Genomic DNA, 19,575 nt, shown 5'->3' on the forward strand with positions numbered 1-19,575 from the left:
GTAGATTTAGCTTTGCCCTTTCAAATAAAAGATATTAGAGACTAATCCAACTAAACTTCTATCTCCAGGCAGAAGTTAATACGAACGATATTTGTATACTACACTACACGAAAACCTGTGTTGAGCGATCGCTATGGTTATGAAATTTATCGTTAACCCGCATGATAGCTACAACCAGATTACCATCACCCCAGCCAGATGAAGAAGCAAGTAAAGGTTAAACCCAATTCAAAAAACCAAAGAATTGAGGAAGCTGAGGACGGTAGCCTTACGGTTCATTTAAAGTCGCCACCTGTAGATGGTAAGGCAAATGAAGAGTTAATTCAAATACTCTCTAAAAAATTTAACATATCAAAATCAAGAATTTTTATCAAATCGGGTTTATCGTCAAGAAATAAGCAAGTCGAAATAGACGACGGTTGAACCTAACTAGAAAATCTAGCAATCTTATTGAAGTTGTGAGCCAGCCCTTCAGATACCTGACTGCTCTAGAAAGTTGGGGAGCTGAGCTTCCCGAATCATTAAGTAAGATTCTATAGCAGTTGCTCGGTAAAGGTGTTGTTCTGACTGCACGCGATCGCTATTTTCATTTTCCGTTTAAACTCATCCCCTTTAGCTTTAAATGGACAAAAGATTAATTTGAGAAACTATCTATTGGCAGATTTGAAAATCTCAAATTACAAATCTAAAATTCAAAAGGGAATAACTCAACCTGGTACACTTGAACGAAAAGGTCAACTCAGCATGCCACACGTCTTACTGATCGATGATGAAGAGGCATTACGTGCCAGTCTCAGCTACGCCTTAATTAAAGAAGGCTATCAAGTGACAACCGCAGGGGATGGACAGACTGCACTCAAGTTGTTCCACAAGCAAGTGCCGGACGTGATTATTTTGGACTTGATGCTACCAGGCATTGATGGGATGGAACTCTGCTGGCGCATCCGAGCATTTTCTAATATCCCGATTTTGATGCTGACAGCTAAAGACCAAGATATTGACAAAGTTTGGGGATTAGAAGCGGGTGCAGATGACTATATCACCAAACCCTTCAACACTCGCGAACTTCTCGCACGCATAAAAGCTGTTCTCCGGGGTCGCGCTGTGGGTCAACAGTCTCTACAGGGAGATTAAAAAAATTGAAGTTGCACCTTTGAAAAATTCAAGGAGCTGGTTAGCAATTCATATCAGATGGAATTCAATTTACCGAAAACTGTTAGTTACCTATTTAGCACTCACCGCATTAGGAACTTCTATTCTGGCAAGCTATATTCTGTTCTCTTTCCATGCCTATTTCATGAGGACGAGACAGGCTGATTTAGATTCCTGGACAACAGCCCTCAGCGAGAGCGTCGCTGACGCTTTAGAGGAAAATAATCTTGAGCGGGTAAGAGTGCTAGTGCAACGCTACGGTTCACCGGAAGCAGTCACCCTGCGCGTCTTTGCACCTGATGGTCGCCTGCTATTCACCTCCGCCCCCCAGCTAGATCGGCAAGTCCCTAACTGGTTAGCTGTTGCTGGCGTGAGCGAAGCGCTACAAAATCAGCCGACGCAAGGGGTAGCAAAAGGGATTCTATCCAACGATGACCGAGTGTATGCAGTGCGACCGATATTTCGGAAGGGTCGTCTGCTCGGTGCGCTGCGGATGTCGATCACTTTAGAACAGTTTCAGCGTCAGTTTCGCCGCGTCATTTTCACCGTTCTTGGAACGCTCTTCTTGACGCTCTTGCTTTGTGCGCTGATTAGCGAAAGCCTTGCCCGTAATATTGCCAGACCGATTCAGGCGATGTGCCACTTTGCAATTGAGGTGGGTGGGGGTCATTTAGGTGAGAAGCTGAACATTCATCAAGATGATGAAGTGGGTCAATTAGCCAGTGAATTGAATCGCATGAGCGAACGGCTGGCTTCCTTAGATAAAGAGCGGCGGGCATTCCTCGCAAATGTGTCCCACGAACTGCGGACTCCTGTTAGCAACGTCTATGTCACCCTAGAAGCACTCGCCAATGGAGCGGCTGAGGAGCCGGAGTTACGCGATCGCTTCATCCAGACTGCACAGGATGAAACCCTGCGCCTGTCCAGGCTAATTAAGGATCTGCTGGATTTGGGACGACTCGAAGCAGGCGTAACGCCACTAGAACAGCAACCGCTAAAGTTGCGAGACTTGATCGAACGGGCGGTGCGAGCTATGGAGTCTCGCATGATAGCCAAGGAAGTTGGCATCAGCGTGGAGGTTGCGGATGTTCAAATCCAAGGCGATCCAGAACGACTATTGCAAGCTTTTCTAAATATATTGGACAACGCGATTAAGTTCTCAGTACCAGAGTCTAAAGTTTCTGTCTCAAGCAATATAGAAGGTGCCCAGGTTTCAGTAAAAATTCGCGATCGGGGAACCGGAATCACAGAGAGCGATTTGCCCCGCATTTTTGAACAATTTTATACAGCAGATCCCTCGCGCAAAGGCAGCGGAACGGGTTTGGGGTTAGCGATCGCGCGACGGATTGTGGAAGCACACGGCGGCACGATTACGGCTACTAGCACTCCAGGTCAAGGCGCAACTTTCAGTATTCGTCTTCCCCTCGACACCGCCGCAGAGAAACGAAAGAGTTAATATCCTGTCCGGCTTATCCCTTTATTTATAGTCGGCTTATCGTCGGTTGGAAATTGGGGCGTTGTTCTGTTGGACAAGGGCAACCTGATGCAGGAGGACACCTCATTCTGCTCCCCCTACAAATTGCACTGTCGTCGCGAGGGAGTCTCCTGGGCTGGGATTTCCTCCGGAAACTCGATCCGCTTGACCAGCCGTATTGATTCAATGACGTTGAGCGTTATAGCTGATCGCGGGAATTGATAAAAAGCAGATTGAATAGGCGTCGCGAGCCATAGCCAGCATCTTAAAAGGTGCTTCCCTCCAGCGCGAGTTTCCAAATCTGGCAGCTTCAATTCAAAAAATCTATCTATAAATACGAAAAGTCTATCGATAAACCGGGGATTACATCTTGTCTTCGGTGTTTGACTATGGCATTCTGTTAAAACAGTCGTATTCCGACCGATAAACCGGAGATTAAACTAGCTACTGCTCCAACATGATTTGCGTGAAACAAGTGGGGCAGTAGATTCAATGCGGGAATGGAGCCGTATGCATATCAAACTATTGTCTTTAAAGAGTGTTCTTTTTTCTCTGCTAGTTGTTTCCTTAACCTTTACCAGCGCTTGTAGTAACACTTCAGCAAATACTTCAGCAAATACTTCTGCAAATACTTCAGGTAGTTCCTCTGGCAAAAAGGTGATTCGGATTGCGATTGGTACCCAAGACCAAACCATTAACACCGTGACAGGTGGTGCAGTCATCCGAGAAGAAAAGCTGCTGGAGAAGTACCTGCCAAAAACAGGGAAATATCAAAATGTTGAGTACAAAATTGAGTGGTCTAGCTCCACATCAGCCCCACCAATTACCAACAAAATGTTGGCGAATCAAATTGATATCGGCAGCATGGCAGACTTTCCGGCAACGATCAACCTGACCACGTTTCAGAAAAAAGGCAATGGCGTTAAGACTGTTTTGATCTCATCCCTTGCCTACAGCCCTAATGGAGCCGGAAATGCGGTTGTTGTTCCAACCGACACACCTTATAAAAAACTAGCAGACTTGAAGGGGAAAACCATTTCAGTTCCCTTTGGAACCTCGGCGCATGGGATGCTGCTGCGGGCGCTGAAGAATGAGGGCATTGATGCACAGAAAGAAGTGACGTTAGTGAGTCAATCACCAGAAGTAGGTGGCACGAGCCTGAGAAGCCGTCAGATCGATGCTCATGCGGATTTTGTGCCCTATGGTGAGTTGTTTCCCTTTAGAGGCTTTGCTCGCAAGATTTACGATGGTGCACAAACGGCAACTCCAACCTTTCATGGAGTTGTAGTGCGATCGGACTTTGCAAAGGAAAATCCCGAAATTGTGGTGGCTTATCTAAGGGCAATGTTGGAGGCGAATCAGCGTTTCCGGGAACAACCAGAAGCCCTTAGTGCGAAGTTAGAGAAATGGACAGGGGTTGAGAAAGAAATCTTTTATATGTTCCTTGGCCCATCGGGTATTCAAAAGCTCGATCCGAGAATTCAGCCCTACCAAATCACTGCGCTCAAAAATAGCGTAACGACGTTGAAGCAGATTGGAAAATTAGATGCCAGCGTGAACCCAGATGATGTTGCAAGTTGGACGGACGATAGTTACCTGAAACAAGCGCTCAAAGAGAGCAACATTAGCGAACAGGATGTGGCTAAGTCGGCGGATAATTTGATTCGTGGCAATGATGCACTCACTCAAGAATCGATTCAAGATCCAAAACTAGCAGCTCAGATTTGGGTAGAAGGAGAAGATAAAGTTCTCAGTTTTACCTCAATCAAGAATATGCTGACAAAGCTGCAACAGCTCAAGTCTGAGGGCAAGACAGCGGCTGTAGCCTTCGTACACGATCGCGACAAAGGTTGGAAGTTATTCGCTCAAAATTCGTTCTATGTTCGGAATGGCGACCAGGTATCTGCATTCTTACTAGAAAAAGATGCACAAGCATTTGCCGGGAAAGCTGGAGCAAAGGTGGCAAGCTTCCAAGAGTTGCAGCAGCTTTATGCCAAAAATACGCAGTCAAAGGATTTAGCGGTTGCGCGATGAATGAAGGGGAGCGATCGCAACGGTAGAACTATATTGAGTCAAATGAGAGGTTTGTAATGGCTGTATCTCCAAAATCAGCACGAAAGACGAAAGGAGAGAAGTACAGTTTACTGAGGAGCAAATTTTTGAAGCAGCGTTCCTTGCCAAAATTAGCGCTTATAAGTCTGGCACTGCTCAAAAGTCGCAATTTAAAGCGAGCAATTTCCATTGTTTTATTCTTTGGGATCTGGCAGCTTTTGTGCGTCACTCAGTTCAATTTCTTCATCAATTTTACCTTTTTACCCTCTCCAGTTGAAGTTTGGAATGCGACGGTTGAATTCTTTTCTGGCAATGCGGCTGTGCATATTACTGCCAGTCTTCAACGAGTTTTGCTGGGATTTGGAATTGCGGCTATTCTGGGCGTTAGCTTGGGCATTTTGATTGGCTGGTTTCGGCAGATTGAAGATTTAGTTTTTATTCCATTGGAGTTGCTCAGACCAATTCCCGCCGTCGCCTGGATACCGCTGGCAATTCTCATGTTTCCCAATGCAGAGTCAGGGATGGTGTACATCACATTTTTAGGCGCATTCTTCCCAATTTTGATCAGCACAATTCGGGGAGTAGAAAGCACAGATATAGTGCTGCTGCGAGTAGGGCAGTGTTTAGGAGCTAAACAGTGGCACATTTTTAAAGATATTGTGGTGCCCGGAGCGATGCCCAACATTGCCAGCGGTTTGGTTATTGGTATGGGAAATGCCTGGTTTTGTTTGGTAACAGCTGAAATTTTGGCAGGTCGGTTTGGAGTGGGTTATCTGACCTGGGAGTCTTATGTTACATCGAATTATCCACCAATCGTGATGGGAATGCTGCTGATTGGTTTGATGGGTTTGATAAGCACGCTGATTGTCGATCTCTTAACGAAGTTGCTGATGCCTTGGCGAGTAATGAAAAAGCAGGGTGTGTAGTTCCCTGAAAATGAATATTCAAGTTGCCTATTTTTGGAGGTTTAGAGGCTGTGGCAACCCTAGCAAAAAAGCAGGTTAGCGCCTTGGCGAAAGGGTCAGTTGAAGTTAAAGATTTATCCGTTGCCTTTAAGCGACGAGACCAGTACGGGCCTTTGCTGGTTCTAGAATCGACAAACTTCAAAATTAATCCTGGTGAATTTGTCTGTTTGTTGGGACCATCGGGCTGCGGCAAGTCAACGATTCTAAACTTGATTGCTGGTTTTCTAAAACCAACAAGGGGACAGGTATTGGTGGATGAACAACTCGTCGAAAAACCCGGGGCAGATCGCGGATTTGTCTTTCAGCAATACTCGCTCCTACCCTGGAAGACCACCTTTGAGAACGTGGAATTTGGTTTAAAAATTCAGGGTATTTCCAGAGCAGAACGGACTGAATTGGTAAATGATTACTTAGACCGAGTCGGCTTGTATAAGCATCGTCATTCTTATCCTCATCAGCTATCAGGAGGAATGCAACAACGTGCAAGCATTGTGCGGGCACTTGTAAATTCACCCTCAGTATTGTTGATGGATGAACCGTTTGCAGCCTTGGATGCTCAGACTCGGCACATGATGCAGGAGTTGCTGCTGAACATTTGGAGCGATTTGAAATCCACGGTTATTTTTGTCACCCACGATATTGAAGAAGCCATCTTTTTGAGCGATCGCATTCTGGTTATGGGCGTTCGTCCAGGGCATATCAAAGAAACAGTTGTGGTGAATCTCGATCGACCCCGCCATATAGATACGATGCTTTCACCAGATTTTGTAAATCTCAATCGGCAAGTCTTTGAATTGATTCGCGAAGAAACTCTCAAGAGTATGGAGTTGGGTTGATTGAAGCAAACCATATTTGTACTGCTCGTACAGCCCAAGTGTGTGGCTTTCGATAGCGGCTTGGCGTGTCCTTTGTTGTCCCTTTTACCAACTACTTAAGTTCTGAGATTGATGGAGAAATTCGGTTTGAATCCAGCGATCGAGGTTAATTGTCTCTAGTTCTTCATTTCCGGGAACCACACGGAGTTGAGCAATGTGTTGGGCAATCCAGTCCGGACGAATCATCATCTCGCAGAAAAAACGCCCAGGTTGATTCTGGTGATAGACATTGCTGAGAATTTGGGAGACGATTTCGGCATCCAGGTTTGTCCACTGGCTGATCAGAGAAAGCGCTGAGGGCGTAATAGTATACCAATATTGGGCGGCGCTTAAGGCTTTTAAGTAAGCGATTACAACTTCCGGATACTGTTCTGCTAACTCTGCACTCACTACCACACCATGAAAAGCCGGTAACATATTCAAATTGTCACCTGGTAAATAACGAAACTTGCCTTGACGATAGGCAATATCGTGAAAGGGAGCAAAGTGGGCATACCCATCTGCTTGAATGGAATAACCAAAGGGCTGAGTAATGTTGGAGTTCTCTAGGGAAGCAAGCCTAACCTCGTTAAGTAAGTTCGCAGAATTGAGCGATCGCATCACCATCCCATGTGCCGAAGAACTGAAAGGAACCGCAATCACACCTCCTCGTAAGTCTTCGATACTTTGCAGTTTGGACTTATTGGGAACAATTACGGCATTACAGGAACCATCGGGATTCGTTGAAACAAAGCTAACCAGGCGCGTCTGTCGAGTTTCACTACCGGAATTATTTTGCTGGATAGCACTCAGTAACAAGGGATAATCCCCTAGAACACCAATATCTAGTTTCCCGGCGTGCAATCCTTGAATAATCGGCGCTCCTGTGGAAAAATCGCACCAATGAATGCGATACTGCGTGGAACTGTATCGCCCTTCTTTGGGTAAGAAGTGTTCTAGCAAGCCTAAGCGCTGAATCACTAAGCCCGCCGTTACTGTTGGAATCGTGCTGTTTTGAATCCCGATCGCTAAATCAATTGTCTCAGGATGTTGCAGGGAGTTGGAACGAATGATTAGGTTAGGCGATCGCAAACGTACTGGGGTTGAATGAGGACAAACAGACGTTTGCTGTTGCTCTTGACAATTCTCAACCAGAGCCATGAATTTTTGCATCGGGTTTGAGTTGCGCGATCGCCGATTTTGCGAGGATGAGTCTGCGATCGCGCTTTGCGTGCTACCGGAGGCGATCGCAGATTGGCTTAATCGTTTGGGTAACACTAGGAAAACATTACCGGATAAGGCAAATTCTTGCAGGGGAATTGCAACAAGCATTCCCGATTGACATTCAGACTTAAATTCAAAGTTAGAAGCAAATCCTAAATAATCACCCTGCATCATATAGGTTCGCATCAAACTGAGAGTATCAACAGTTTCAACTTGAGCGAAATCCGAAAAATTTATCCCTAATTCAGTTAGCCGAGATTCAAACACTAAACGGCTAGGGGAGCCAGTATTTAGCATGACCCATCGCTCTTTTTGCAGTTCTTTTAAGCTCAACCAGCTTTGATTCGCTAAAGGATGGTTCGCCGCAACCACTAAAGAATAGTGAATGGGAGCAATTGGGGTTGCTGAAATTTCAGAAAATTCTGCAAAACTAATATCTGAAAATCCTATATCAATCTGACTGCTGGTAATAGCTCGATAGAGAAATTCAGCCGAATCAAATACGACACACTGAGTTTGAATCCCAGGATACTGGTGACGGTACTGGAAGAGAATTTCAGGTAGCCATCCATTAGCGATCGCGGCTGTGCAGCCGATTTTGAGATTGCCAAATTTGCCTTTTTTGATTTCTTCGACTTTGGCAAACAATTGATTTTCAACCTCAATCAGTCTTGGCCCTTCCTCCAATAAAAACTGTCCCACCTCGGTTAGCTGAATCTTACGACCAAGACGATAAAACAGGTCAGTTCCTAGTTCAGTTTCCAGGGATTTTATTTTGGCGCTGACCGCAGGCTGAGTCAGATTTAGAGCATCAGCAGCTTCAGTAAAACTGAGGTGCCTAGCCACCTCCAGAAATACTTTAACTTGATAAACCTCCACGTTCTCTAACCCCCCAAATTGAAATTTTTATTTTACAGCTTAATGAATGAATAAAGCTAATTTATAAGATCATAAAAAACGCGAATGAATAGATGGTATTTTTGGTCACAAAAAAGCTTGTAACTTTTAATTCTCTTCTCTAATATAAAAAAAGGTAAAAAAGCGGACTTAGTGAATTTATTCGTACAAAGTTATAAAAGTTTTTGCTAACTGAAGAGGAGTTAAGAGTGGATACTCAATGGATGAAGACCGATGTTCTTGTCATCGGTGGTGGTACTGCGGGAACGATGGCAGCCATCAAAGCAAAACAGGCAAATCCTGACGGAGAAGTGCTGATTTTAGAAAAAGCGAATATCCGTCGCAGTGGGGCGATCGCAATGGGTATGGATGGGGTCAATACAGCCGTCATTCCTGGTAATTCTACCCCAGAGCAATATGTTCGCGAAATTACGATTTCCAACGATGGCATTGTGAACCAAAAAGCCGTCTACCAAACCGGGAAACTTGGCTTTGAAGTCATTCAAGAACTGGAAAGCTGGGGTGTCAAGTTCCAAAAAGACATTCACGGCAATTACGACCTGAAGCAAGTGCATCGCGTCGGTAAATATGTGCTCCCGATGCCAGAAGGAAAAGACCTGAAACAAATTTTGACCCGACAGGTAAAGCGCCACAAAGCCAAAGTCACGAATCGGGTGATGGCAACTCGTGTTCTAGTCAAAGACGGACGCGCTATTGGAGCAGTAGGGTTTGACGTGCGAAACGGCGATTTTGTCGTAATTCAGGCAAAAGCAGTCGTTTTGTGTACAGGAGCTTGTGGACGATTAGGTTTACCTGCCTCTGGCTATCTCTACGGCACCTACGAAAACCCCACCAATGCTGGTGACGGCTATTCAATGGCGTATCACGCAGGCGCAGAACTCACGAATATCGAGTGTTTTCAAATCAACCCTCTGATGAAAGACTATAACGGCCCCGCCTGCGCCTATGTCGCTAGTCCGTTTGGAGCTTACACCGCCAATGCAGAAGGGCACCGCTTTATCAGTTGCGACTACTGGAGCGGTCAGATGATGCTAGAAATCTGGAAGGAGTTGAACTCTGGTAAAGGTCCGGTTCAACTGAAGATGACCCATTTAGATGAAGACACTATTTCCGAAATTGAGTCGATTCTGTGGTCGAATGAACGCCCCAGCCGAGGACGGTTCCATGAAGGGAGAGGCGAAAATTACCGCACGCATGGCGTGGAGATGAATATCTCTGAGATTGGCTTGTGTAGCGGTCACAGTGCTTCTGGAGTCTGGGTCAACGAGAAGGCAGAGACGACGGTGCCGGGGTTGTATGCCGCAGGCGACATGGCAAGTGTCCCCCACAACTACATGATTGGAGCGTTTGTATTTGGTCGGTTGGCAGGTACGAATGCTGTGGATTATATCGAAGGTTTGGAGCATATTGAACCCGATCCTGATGTTTTAGAGGCGGAAAAACAACGAATTTATGCTCCGTTGAACAACCCGAATGGCGTGCCACATACGCAGGTGGAGTACAAATTACGGCGGTTGGTCAATGACTATCTCCAGCCTCCCAAAGTAGACCACAAGATGGAAATTGGGCTGAGGAACTTTGTGCGCTATCACGAAACCCTAGAGATGATGGGCGCACGCGACCCCCATGAACTGATGCGCTGCATGGAGGTTCACTTTATTCGCGATTGTGCTGAGATGGCAGCACGCGCCTCACTGTATCGTCGGGAAAGCCGTTGGGGACTGTACCATTACCGAGTGGATTATCCCGAAAAGAACAATGAAGAATGGTTCTGCCACGTCAATCTTAAGAAAGAAGAGTCAGGCGAGATGGTTTTGTTCAAGCGTCCAGTTGAGCCTTATGTTGTGGACGTTGATATTGAACGAGAAGTTTATGATGTGGCGGTGCGGTAAGTGGAAGAAGGCAAGAGGCAGAAGGCAGGAGGCAGAAGGTAGGAGGTAGGAGGCAGAAGGCAGAAGGAAAGAAAGACTGTCGAGTAAGCTTTTTAGCTGTTTTTCAACTGGATAGTTATTTCCGCCACGCTGCGGTAAGTTCATTTAGCAACCAGAGTGAGAGTTATGGCTTTAACAACGCAACGGGTTGATGTACCCGTAATCGTCGATGAATCGAAATGCTTAGAAAAGTGTACAGCTTGCATTGAAGTATGTCCGCTGGATGTGTTAGCGAAGAACCCAGAAACAGGCAAAGCCTATATGAAGTACGACGAGTGCTGGTTTTGCTTGCCTTGCGAGAAGGAATGTCCCACCAACGCGATTACAGTACAAATTCCCTTTTTGTTGCGATAGAGGAGTGAAGATGTCTGTGGATACTGAATTGAACCAATGGTTGGAAATGCTGCGATCGCCCGACGGCAGCGATCGCCTAGTTGCCGTCAAAATGTTGCAACATTTGGGCGATGAGGATGCTCTGGAACCCTTGATTACAGCATTGCAAGATGAGAGCATGGCTGTGCAAAAGCTTGCGGTGACGGCACTGTGGGAGCTAGCAAACCCCAAGGCGGTTCCGGCTTTAGTGGAATGTCTGGCTTCAACTGATGAGGAGATTCGGGAAGAAGCGCTATCTGCCTTGGGTGAATTAGTTATCCCCGATCACCTGTTGCTGCTGCTAGATGCCCTGCATCGAGATGACGTGAATATGCAACTGAATGTGTTAATTCTGTTGCGGAAGATTCACGATGCTCAGTCTTTGCCCTACGTGCTGCCGTTCTTTGAGTCGGAAAATGCTGAGTTACGGGAAGCGGCAGTGACAACGCTACGCTATCTCAATCAGGTGGAACGCTGTCAAGAAGCGATCGCCTTAATGTCCGACCCCGATGAGAACGTGCGGCGTTCTGCTGCCCTAACCTTAGGACATTTAGCAGATGCAGAAGTAGTTCCCAGTCTGTGTCAAGCACTCACTGAGGATACGGATTGGCAGGTGCGACGCAATGCGGCAAAATCGTTGGCACTCCACGCTGATTTTGCGGCAGTTCCGGCTTTAGAAACGGCTTTGGCAGATGAGCATTGGCAGGTGCGGAAGTTTACACTTCAGGCTTTGCAGAAAACACCAACTGACCAAACCCTACCTGCTTTAGTGAAAGCGTTGGCAGATGAATACTCGGATGTGCGTCGAGATGCAGCGATCGCACTCGGTATCCTAGAAAACCCAACCGCCCTGAATGCACTCCAGCAATCTCTGGACGATCCAGACAAAGATGTGTGTATTTACGCACAACGAGCAATTCAGAAAATCCAAGAGTCCACGCCAGAGACATCTAATGCCTAGCCATCAATCTCCCTTCCGCCAAACTCATACAGAGGAAATTGCCACTCCTCCCGATCCAGTAACGGAATCTCGGCAACGAGAAGTTATCCAGTATCTCAAACAGGTGATTGAACCCATCCTCAAAAACGACATCGTTAGCTTAGGGATGGTGCGGAATCTGCGGGTTGTGGATGACTATATTTATCTACGCCTGTATGTGGGGAAACATCAGCATCACCTACAAGCCGAAATTCAATCGGCACTTTCGCCTGTAACTTGGTGCAAGAAAATCTATATCCAAATTTGTACCATTCCTGGTGTCAGAACGACGTTGGCAATTTCCAGTGGCAAGGGGGGTGTAGGCAAATCCACAACATCGGTTAATTTAGCCGCCGCTTTGAGTTTACAGGGGGCGAAGGTGGGCCTACTCGATGCAGATGTCTATGGCCCCAACGTCCCCCAGATGTTGGGATTGGGACAGGCAGATGTCAAGGTGATTGATACACCTAACGGTCAAAAGTTTCTACCCCTAGAAGCCCACGGTATCAAAGTCATGTCAGTAGGACTGCTGGCAGAACCCGATCATCCCCTAGCTTGGCGCGGCCCCGTCCTGCACAAAATTGTGACTCAGTTTATTCAGGAGGTGGAATGGGGAGAATTGGATTACCTGCTGATTGATTTGCCCCCTGGTACAGGCGATGCTCAAATTACGATTGTGCAAGAAAGTCCGATTTGTGGCGTAATTTTGGTGACGACTCCCCAACAAGTTGCGGTTTCGGATGTGCGTCGCAGTGTCCATATGTTTCGTCGTGTCGGCATTCCCGTGCTTGGCATTATCGAAAATATGAGCTATTTAATCTGTGGTCATTGTGGCGATCGCACTCCGATTTTTGGGAGTGGTGGAGGGCAGCAGCTATCGGCAGAACTCCATGCCCCTTTACTAGGACAGGTTCCGATTGACCCTAGTATTTGCATGGGCGGAGATACGGGAACGCCTTTGACGCTGACTCACCCAGATTCCACTGTAGGACAAGTATTTGTACAAATGGCTGGGGCGATCGAGACGACTTTTCGCCCTTGTGAAGTTCTGACTGGATAATTGATTTGGGCATTGCACAATTGAAGCACGATGCAATGTCCACATTGTCAAGCAAACTAAACCCTCAAGAACGAACGACACAACCGTAAACAGAGCGATTGATGATGCAGTTGCGATCGCCAATTTTGCGAAACTTCCACGAAACGCTGACGACCCCGAAAAAGTTGAAGAACACGGCTTAAAACTCTATCGTTCTTCCATCATTATTCTCAGATGAAAAGATGTAACCCTTCCCACACAAGCATTTTAGTTTTACGCAATAACTATATCTAGAATATTAGAAAATAAAGCGATAAACCCAATTCCAGTCAGAGTTAAAAAATCGTCTTAAATTTTTGTTTTCAGAGAGTGACAAGACAGGGATAGCGGCGAGTAAGCTTGTGTTTCGTTTCTTTATTTTTATTTCTCTTGCCGAAGTAGAATTGCAAACAGCCAATCAATGTACATCCATCCTTCAGGTTTAAATGAACGGAATAATGTACATTGACCTAATAACTATTCTCTAGTTACCAAAGGCATCTTTGATGCTATCAACAGCCTGTTCAACAAGACCTTTTGTGTTGTCTACTGCTTCCTTAGTCCGAGCCGCATCTTCATCTGCTCTTTTCTCAATTCGCGCTGCATCTCTGTTGGCTTTACGCTCAATGAGATTCCCATGCCCATCCGTTCCTTCCTCGACTCGGTCGGCATTCTTATTGGCAGTTGCTTTTACCTTGTCTTTGACATCGTCAATGAAATTCTTGCTTCGGTTCAAATCTTCATTGGCTTTTCCTTTAACCTGGTCGCTCGTATCTACAGATGCGATTAGGTTTGCACTAGGAGCAGCCATTGCTGCGCTGGTCGAGAAAAAGGCACCCTGCCAAACAAACGCGATCGCTGACACGCAAAACAGCGTTGTAGCCAGCCAACGTCCTACAGTTGAAAGCCCTTTCGTAAAATAATTTGGTTGCATAGAACACAATCTCATTAGGTTTAGCAATCCTATATTTACTTCATTTGGCTTATCAGCTAAACCGCTCTCTAGACAGATGTTCGCTTATCACAAATTGTTCAAATAATTCACTCTTCCGATAGATTGAACAAATATCATCCAGCCTGCATACGTTTAAACTTAATATATTAACAACCTAATAATTCTATTTCTATTAGACTACAATACCCCTACTGGTTAACTAACAAAACTCAAGATATCGCACGACAAGATTTGACTGTAAACTTTTATTGCAACTAGTGTTAATTCTGTTTTTTCAAGGCAACTGCATCTGGCAGGATTAGCTTATCCGTGTGCTTGAATTTATTTCAGTTGTGAGAAGAAGTACTGCCTTCTGCGGGTGGCGTCGGCTTAGATGCTAATTCAGCAGTGCTATCATTTGCGGATGTAGTCGTTTCCGTGTCTTTTTTAGCTTGCCACAAAAGTGTTTTTATCTTCTGTAAATGCTCAAATGGTAAAACGGTACCCTTCGTAATCTTTAGTTTAGTAGTCCCGCTAGGACTTTCGGAGTGCTTTCGCACTTCCTCCACCAGCTCTTTAAAAATCTCAATCGCCTCGTCAACTTTAGGATTTACTCCTTGAATTTGATTCAAATGTTTGCTGACTTCCTCGAAGTCGCTGGGGTCTAAAGTCGCGTCTCTGGTAAACTTTAGCTCAGTCAATCCTCTGGGACTTTCTGAATGCTTTCTCACTTCTTGTACTAGCTTGTCAAAATCTTTAATTGCTTCATCGATTGGTTGTTGCGGTTTAATACTTCTTGCAGTGACCTCGTTTATCCCAGTTTGAAGTACCGCGACCAATAACCGATCCTGTAGAGCGCGAAAGATCAAAGTACCTGCGGAACCAGCAACTGCGGAGGTTGCTAACAGGATAAAAGCCGTTTCTGGTCGGACAATCGCGATAGCTGGAGGTGCAGCAAGGGCACCAATGAGTAACCGTGCCACTACCCCTAAATCAATCACATTTGTAGAATGAGCATAGGCAAACTTTACTGCTAAATCATCATCGGTCGGCTTATGAGGTAACTCAATATTTCCCTGGAGATTGAGCAGTTCGTAGACTAACCCACCCAGGCTTCCAGCAGCGAGGATTACCCCAAGCATCATCCAAAATTTGCAGTCAGCCAAATTAGGAGTTTCTAAAATTTCTTTTACATTTATCTCCCAGTTGTTGGGTTTAATTTGATTTGAATTTGGAATAGGGCTGGAGGTGGGAAGTAGAGTTGGGCGTGGGGAAACGCTTTGACTGTAGGCCGCTGTAGCCGTCAGGCTCGTAGTTAGAAGAATGCTAGAAATAAGAATGTTTATGTGCTTCATCTTTTAGTTATTTGCTTCTAATTTGATATGGTTATAGTTAAAAAAATGCTATAGCAATCGTATTTGAATTGCGATATGCCAGCGGGTCAGAATCCCTCACCTCTTGCAGGGATGGTTGAAACCGCACCTACACAAATGAAACCTGCCTACGCAAGTTACAAGACTAAATCTTGTCTGTTGTTTTAGAAATCACGAGAGCAGCAGTATAAGCTGATTTTTGAGTTTCTGATCCACTAATGGGAGCTGGCTGAAGGTCTACAAACTTAATATTATAGTTGCTGTCAAAGTTTTGAACTGCTAATGCTGAATTTCCGCCACCAGTGGTCAAAACAAAATCTCCTGTATTTTGACTGTCTTTCCAAATATTTACCACTATTTTTGCTCGTCCTGCCCAAATACACTGAACATTAATAGGACAGCGCGAATCTTCTGTGATGTCAGTAAATTTAACCCAAATATTTTCATCAGATAAAATAGCGGTTTCGTTTAAATTTATCTGAAACTCACGATTTAATTGAGTAATAATTAACTTGCCGTTTTGTTGAGCGAGTAATTGGGAAGCTGGTAAGATAGTCGGTTGGGTGGCTAGTTGAGGGTCTTTTTGTGCTAAAGATAAGGATTGAATACTGAAAACAATTGCACAAGCCAAGACGAGAAGGAATAATCTAATTTTGGGATTCTGCAATTTCATGATTGTTGTTCCTTTTCATCTTTTTTAAGAAAATAAAATATTTCGTCTTATTCGGAGGCAAAAAAATTAGTGGCTCGCAGTGAAATAGGTGGATGAACTAGATGCGATCGCGTATTTCCTCCTATCCATTAATCTAGCTCAATATTAAGGATAGTATGCCTTAAAGATATAAGCGATCGCATCACAATAAAGGCTCTGTTGCCCATCGACATCTAGCTGCTCATATATGACAAGATTGGGAAAGTAGTACACAACAGGTATTTTACTTTCAAGCGCTTGACTTTCATAGTTTGAATCAGGCTGAGTGCAGAGGAATGATGCCTTGGTCGAAAATGCGGTTATCGGTGCCGATACCGCTAATGATTATTCTGTCTGCATATACATTAAGTGCCGCAAAACTCAATTGACTAGTAGAATGCGCCGTCCATTCTGAACGTTCCACCGGGCGGAGTCCTGCCCCTGCCCCACAGATGAGGTAGGTAGTACCATTGATGGGCTGAGTGCGCTCATAATGGTGGTCGTGACCGTTGATGTAAAGTTGCACTCCGTACTTTTTAAATAGTGGCGTCAAGGTTTGTATAAAGGGTTGATTAACCCCGTATGCACCCGATGAATAAATCTGGTGATGACCAACAACTACTTTCCAAGGGGCATTACTGCGAGTGAGTTCTTTTTCTAACCATTTTAGTTGAGTTTCCCAGTCAGCATTCTCATTAGTATCTAAAGCAAAAAATTGTACGGGGTTGCGGCGGAATGTGTAGTAGCGTCGTCCCTGCATATTAAAGCCTGGATAGCGCACTTGGGGTTCTCCGTTATCGGTGCGGATGTCGTGATTGCCAAGAACCGCCTGAAATTTTACTCCGCGCCGCAATAAAGCTTGATAGGGGCGCTCAAAGACATCGACAATTTTCTCGATTTCACCGTTGTTGTAAATATTGTCACCCGCAAGAATTGCTAAATCAAAGGGCTTTAGCGCGTGGTAACGAGCCATTGACGCTGCTACAGCATACTGGCTTGCCGAACCAGTGCCGGTGTCAGCGACGGAGACAAACCGCAGGAGAGGGGATTGTGATGAACTAACGGTTGTCAATTTGGAGCCTAAGTTGGAGGAAGGGGAGGTTTTTGACGTCTCTCCTGGGTTGATATCTTGACTCTGAGCGATTTGGCTGCGGAATTTTCTGACCAAAAAAGCTAAGCCGAAGCCACTGAGGCTACTTAAAATTAGAAAGTCACGGCGTTTAAGGGGCATAGATTACTTGATTAAGAGTTACGTAAGTTGGGCGCAAGTCGATTAAAGCAGAATAGCAAAGTGGTAGATTAGGGCTGTGAAGGCAGCATTCGGTAAAAATTTACCGTAATTGCACCTATTTGCACTGCCCTCAGGGGAAATTCGATGCCAGAAGATCAACCGAAACAGCCAACTTCTTCAGCTAAACCGGCACCCCAAACGCCGACGCCCACGGGGGCAAAAAGCCAATCGGGAAAAGCCCTCCAGCAAATTTGGGCTAGATTCCAACCCGTTCTGAAAGTGCAAAGCCTTAAAACTCTGCGTGGCACAATTCAGCTACTGGAAGGGGTTGTCGAAAAACTGGAGGCAGAACCTACCGAACAGTTACCCTCAAGGACTCCTTCTCCTCCGGAAAAGGTGGTATTTCAACCTACTGAGGGGGTGACAGAGCTGACGCCAGAAGTGACGCCAGAAGTGACGCCAGAAGCACCAGCATTGGCTACAGAGACGTCAGCCCTGGAAACCTCTGCGGACACGCCAGCACCAGAGACACCTCCTGCTGAGGTGGTGCCTTTGCCACCGACGCCGAGTCCTCTAGAGAGGTTCCGTCAGAGTTGGATGCGCTTTGTGATGTTGTGGAATGCGACGCTGGCGAGAATCCGCTCAATTCTGCCGGAATCAATCAGTCAAAAGCTGTCGAATACGGCTTTGTCGGGCGCGATCGCAGGCGTTCTTCTCGTAGTACTCTGGACAACAGCCGCCCTGATACCTGGGAAGCCTCCGACTGACGTGGCGAATCTTCCGACTTCACAAATTACCACTCCACCGGAATTAAAAGCGCCTGAAGCACCGGAACCCGTGGAAACGGTGACGCCGCCTCCCCCAGTGCTGACTCCAGAGCAAAACCTGATTGCCTCTATCCAAAATCGAGTCACTGAAATTACCAGCCAATATGAAAATGGGCTGATTCAGTCGATTGAAGCTAACTTTCCAGGCAGTTTGCTAATCGTGAAGGTAGGAGATGCTTGGTACAATCTCTCTGTCTCTAAGCAGGACAAATTAGCTGCTGAAATGTTGCAACGTGCTAGGGAACTCGACTTCAGCAAGCTACAAATCGCCGATTCTCAAGGCGACGTGCTAGCGCGTAGTCCAGTCGTGGGAAACACGATGGTGATTGTGAAGCGGCGTCAACTGGCGGCGGGTTAGTTGTTGCGCGGGTGCCGCCAAATCTACCTAAAATACTTTTTCTGGTTATACCTTCGAGGCATCGAGGGTATTTTTGTTTTTGCACTTAACTACCGATTTCCCCCACGCACCGATTGGGGCGGATTGTTAAAGTTCAAACTTTGGGTTGGCAGCATCCAGGTAATCAGCAATCCCTGAAATGCACCTACTGCAACCAACGCCCATAAAAAGCCGGTTTTCCTGATAACTCGTGGTAAAGCGTGCATAAAAATTACCCTAGGTAGCGCCCTGGCACATTCACAATTTTTTAGACCACAAAGATAACTAGAGCAATCTTTGTATGCCTCTACCTAAAGAAGTATATCCCAATAATTACCTACGTGCTGAGACTAAATCTAGAGAGAAACTGCTATTTCACGAGAAATACTGATAATTAAGTAGCCAAAGTTTTAATTATTACAATCATTTTTAGCTAAAAATTATGATTTTTGGGAACTTGGGAAAGCAGCACGGTACACCTTTACGTTGTAATCTATACCTGTAATTGCGGTACCGACGACAACAGCATAAGCTCCTAATTCCAAGGCGTGTTTAGCTTGCTGCGGTGAGGCAATGCCGCCTTCACAAATTGCTGGAACGCTTAGCTGTTCGACTATTTGGGCGAGAAGATCGAAGCCGGGAGGAGCCAGATTTTTCGTTTGGGCAGTGTAACCATAGAGCGTGGTACCGACAATGTCTGCACCAGCCGCAGCAGCAGCGATCGCGCTCTCTATCGTATCCACATCAGCCATCACCGGCTTGCCTAATTCATCGTGAATCCGGGTAATGAGTTTTTCTACTGTTTCCGCGCCTGGGTGATCGCGTAAAGTAGCGTCAATGGCAATAATGTCCGCACCGGCTTGAGCGATCGCTTCCGCGTGTTCAAACTGCGGCGTAATATAAACTTCGTAACCCGGTATCTGTTGTTTCCACAGCCCGATAATCGGTGATTTTACCCGTTCCCGGACTGCCTTCACATGAGCGGGCGTATCAATTCTGACACCGACTGCTCCGTTAAGGATAGCGGCTTGCGCGATCGCGGCAATTACCGATGGCTCATGTAAAGGCGAGTCAACCGGAGCCTGACAAGATACAATCAGACCTTGACTCAGCGCGTTTAATCCTTGGGAATTTTGGTTCATGG

18 protein-coding genes are annotated in these 19,575 nt (G+C 45.8%); 11 read left to right on the top strand and 7 right to left on the bottom strand.

Annotated elements, in window-relative coordinates:
* The first annotated feature begins 198 nt into the window (after positions 1–198).
* The 6 genes from NC994_RS09650 to NC994_RS09675 all read left to right on the top strand — a co-directional run bounded on the left by NC994_RS09650 (position 199) and on the right by NC994_RS09675 (position 6,479).
* Entirely contained in the window at positions 199–423 is a 225-nt protein-coding gene (locus NC994_RS09650; RefSeq protein WP_190440034.1) for a DUF167 domain-containing protein, read from the top strand.
* Between the two features lie 321 nt (positions 424–744).
* Positions 745–1,134, top strand: coding sequence for a response regulator (locus NC994_RS09655; protein WP_190415056.1), 390 nt, complete (start codon positions 745–747; stop codon positions 1,132–1,134).
* 163 nt (positions 1,135–1,297) lie between these two features.
* The gene (locus tag NC994_RS09660) at positions 1,298–2,608 is read left to right on the top strand and encodes a HAMP domain-containing sensor histidine kinase (protein WP_242032596.1); all 1,311 of its coding nucleotides are present in this window, start codon (positions 1,298–1,300) and stop codon (positions 2,606–2,608) included.
* A 528-nt stretch (positions 2,609–3,136) separates the two neighbouring features.
* Complete coding sequence (locus tag NC994_RS09665; protein WP_190440036.1) at positions 3,137–4,660, top strand: ABC transporter substrate-binding protein; 1,524 nt, start codon at positions 3,137–3,139, stop codon at positions 4,658–4,660.
* A gap of 56 nt (positions 4,661–4,716) precedes the next feature.
* Positions 4,717–5,604 carry an ABC transporter permease gene (locus NC994_RS09670; RefSeq protein ID WP_190440039.1) on the top strand — a complete coding sequence of 296 codons (888 nt, stop codon included), beginning with the start codon at positions 4,717–4,719 and terminating at the stop codon, positions 5,602–5,604.
* Positions 5,605–5,654: 50 nt separating this feature from the next.
* Positions 5,655–6,479 (top strand): ATP-binding cassette domain-containing protein, encoded by an 825-nt coding sequence (locus tag NC994_RS09675; protein ID WP_190440042.1) that lies wholly within the window; start codon positions 5,655–5,657, stop codon positions 6,477–6,479.
* Between the two features lie 84 nt (positions 6,480–6,563).
* Here NC994_RS09675 and NC994_RS09680 read toward each other — a convergent pair whose 3' ends face one another.
* Complete coding sequence (locus NC994_RS09680) at positions 6,564–8,600, bottom strand: LysR substrate-binding domain-containing protein (protein WP_190440045.1); 2,037 nt, start codon at positions 8,598–8,600, stop codon at positions 6,564–6,566.
* Between the two features lie 227 nt (positions 8,601–8,827).
* Here NC994_RS09680 and NC994_RS09685 point away from each other — a divergent pair, with 227 nt between their 5' ends.
* From NC994_RS09685 to NC994_RS09700, 4 genes are all read left to right on the top strand, one after another.
* Positions 8,828–10,531: a fumarate reductase/succinate dehydrogenase flavoprotein subunit gene (locus tag NC994_RS09685; protein ID WP_199299786.1), complete on the top strand. Its 1,704-nt coding sequence runs from the start codon at positions 8,828–8,830 to the stop codon at positions 10,529–10,531.
* Positions 10,532–10,696: 165 nt separating this feature from the next.
* On the top strand, positions 10,697–10,924 hold the full coding sequence (locus NC994_RS09690) for a ferredoxin family protein (RefSeq protein WP_009630490.1): 228 nt from the start codon (positions 10,697–10,699) through the stop codon (positions 10,922–10,924).
* 10 nt (positions 10,925–10,934) lie between these two features.
* The gene (locus NC994_RS09695; RefSeq protein WP_190440049.1) at positions 10,935–11,903 is read left to right on the top strand and encodes a HEAT repeat domain-containing protein; all 969 of its coding nucleotides are present in this window, start codon (positions 10,935–10,937) and stop codon (positions 11,901–11,903) included.
* On the top strand, positions 11,896–12,981 hold the full coding sequence (locus NC994_RS09700; RefSeq protein WP_190440053.1) for an Mrp/NBP35 family ATP-binding protein: 1,086 nt from the start codon (positions 11,896–11,898) through the stop codon (positions 12,979–12,981). Before NC994_RS09695 ends, NC994_RS09700 begins: the two co-directional genes overlap by 8 nt.
* A gap of 502 nt (positions 12,982–13,483) precedes the next feature.
* On the opposite strand, the gene NC994_RS09705 is transcribed toward NC994_RS09700, so the two are convergent.
* The 4 genes from NC994_RS09705 to NC994_RS09720 all read right to left on the bottom strand — a co-directional run bounded on the left by NC994_RS09705 (position 13,484) and on the right by NC994_RS09720 (position 17,228).
* Positions 13,484–13,933, bottom strand: a complete 450-nt coding sequence (locus NC994_RS09705) for a hypothetical protein (protein WP_190440057.1) — start codon at positions 13,931–13,933, stop codon at positions 13,484–13,486.
* 347 nt (positions 13,934–14,280) lie between these two features.
* On the bottom strand, positions 14,281–15,099 hold the full coding sequence (locus tag NC994_RS09710; RefSeq protein ID WP_190440073.1) for a hypothetical protein: 819 nt from the start codon (positions 15,097–15,099) through the stop codon (positions 14,281–14,283).
* Between the two features lie 352 nt (positions 15,100–15,451).
* Positions 15,452–15,979 carry a hypothetical protein gene (locus NC994_RS09715; protein WP_190440075.1) on the bottom strand — a complete coding sequence of 176 codons (528 nt, stop codon included), beginning with the start codon at positions 15,977–15,979 and terminating at the stop codon, positions 15,452–15,454.
* Positions 15,980–16,274: 295 nt separating this feature from the next.
* Positions 16,275–17,228, bottom strand: a complete 954-nt coding sequence (locus tag NC994_RS09720) for a metallophosphoesterase (RefSeq protein ID WP_190440077.1) — start codon at positions 17,226–17,228, stop codon at positions 16,275–16,277.
* A gap of 144 nt (positions 17,229–17,372) precedes the next feature.
* On the opposite strand from NC994_RS09720, the gene NC994_RS09725 reads away from it, so the two are divergent.
* Complete coding sequence (locus tag NC994_RS09725; protein ID WP_190440080.1) at positions 17,373–18,413, top strand: hypothetical protein; 1,041 nt, start codon at positions 17,373–17,375, stop codon at positions 18,411–18,413.
* An 89-nt stretch (positions 18,414–18,502) separates the two neighbouring features.
* Here NC994_RS09725 and NC994_RS09730 read toward each other — a convergent pair whose 3' ends face one another.
* Positions 18,503–18,658, bottom strand: coding sequence for a hypothetical protein (locus NC994_RS09730; protein WP_190440084.1), 156 nt, complete (start codon positions 18,656–18,658; stop codon positions 18,503–18,505).
* A gap of 213 nt (positions 18,659–18,871) precedes the next feature.
* On the bottom strand, positions 18,872–19,573 hold the full coding sequence (locus tag NC994_RS09735; RefSeq protein WP_190440086.1) for an N-acetylmannosamine-6-phosphate 2-epimerase: 702 nt from the start codon (positions 19,571–19,573) through the stop codon (positions 18,872–18,874).
* Positions 19,574–19,575 lie beyond the last annotated feature (2 nt).

It is taken from the genome of Trichocoleus sp. AS-A1 (assembly GCF_039962015.1).
GTDB lineage: Bacteria > Cyanobacteriota > Cyanobacteriia > Cyanobacteriales > FACHB-T130 > FACHB-T130.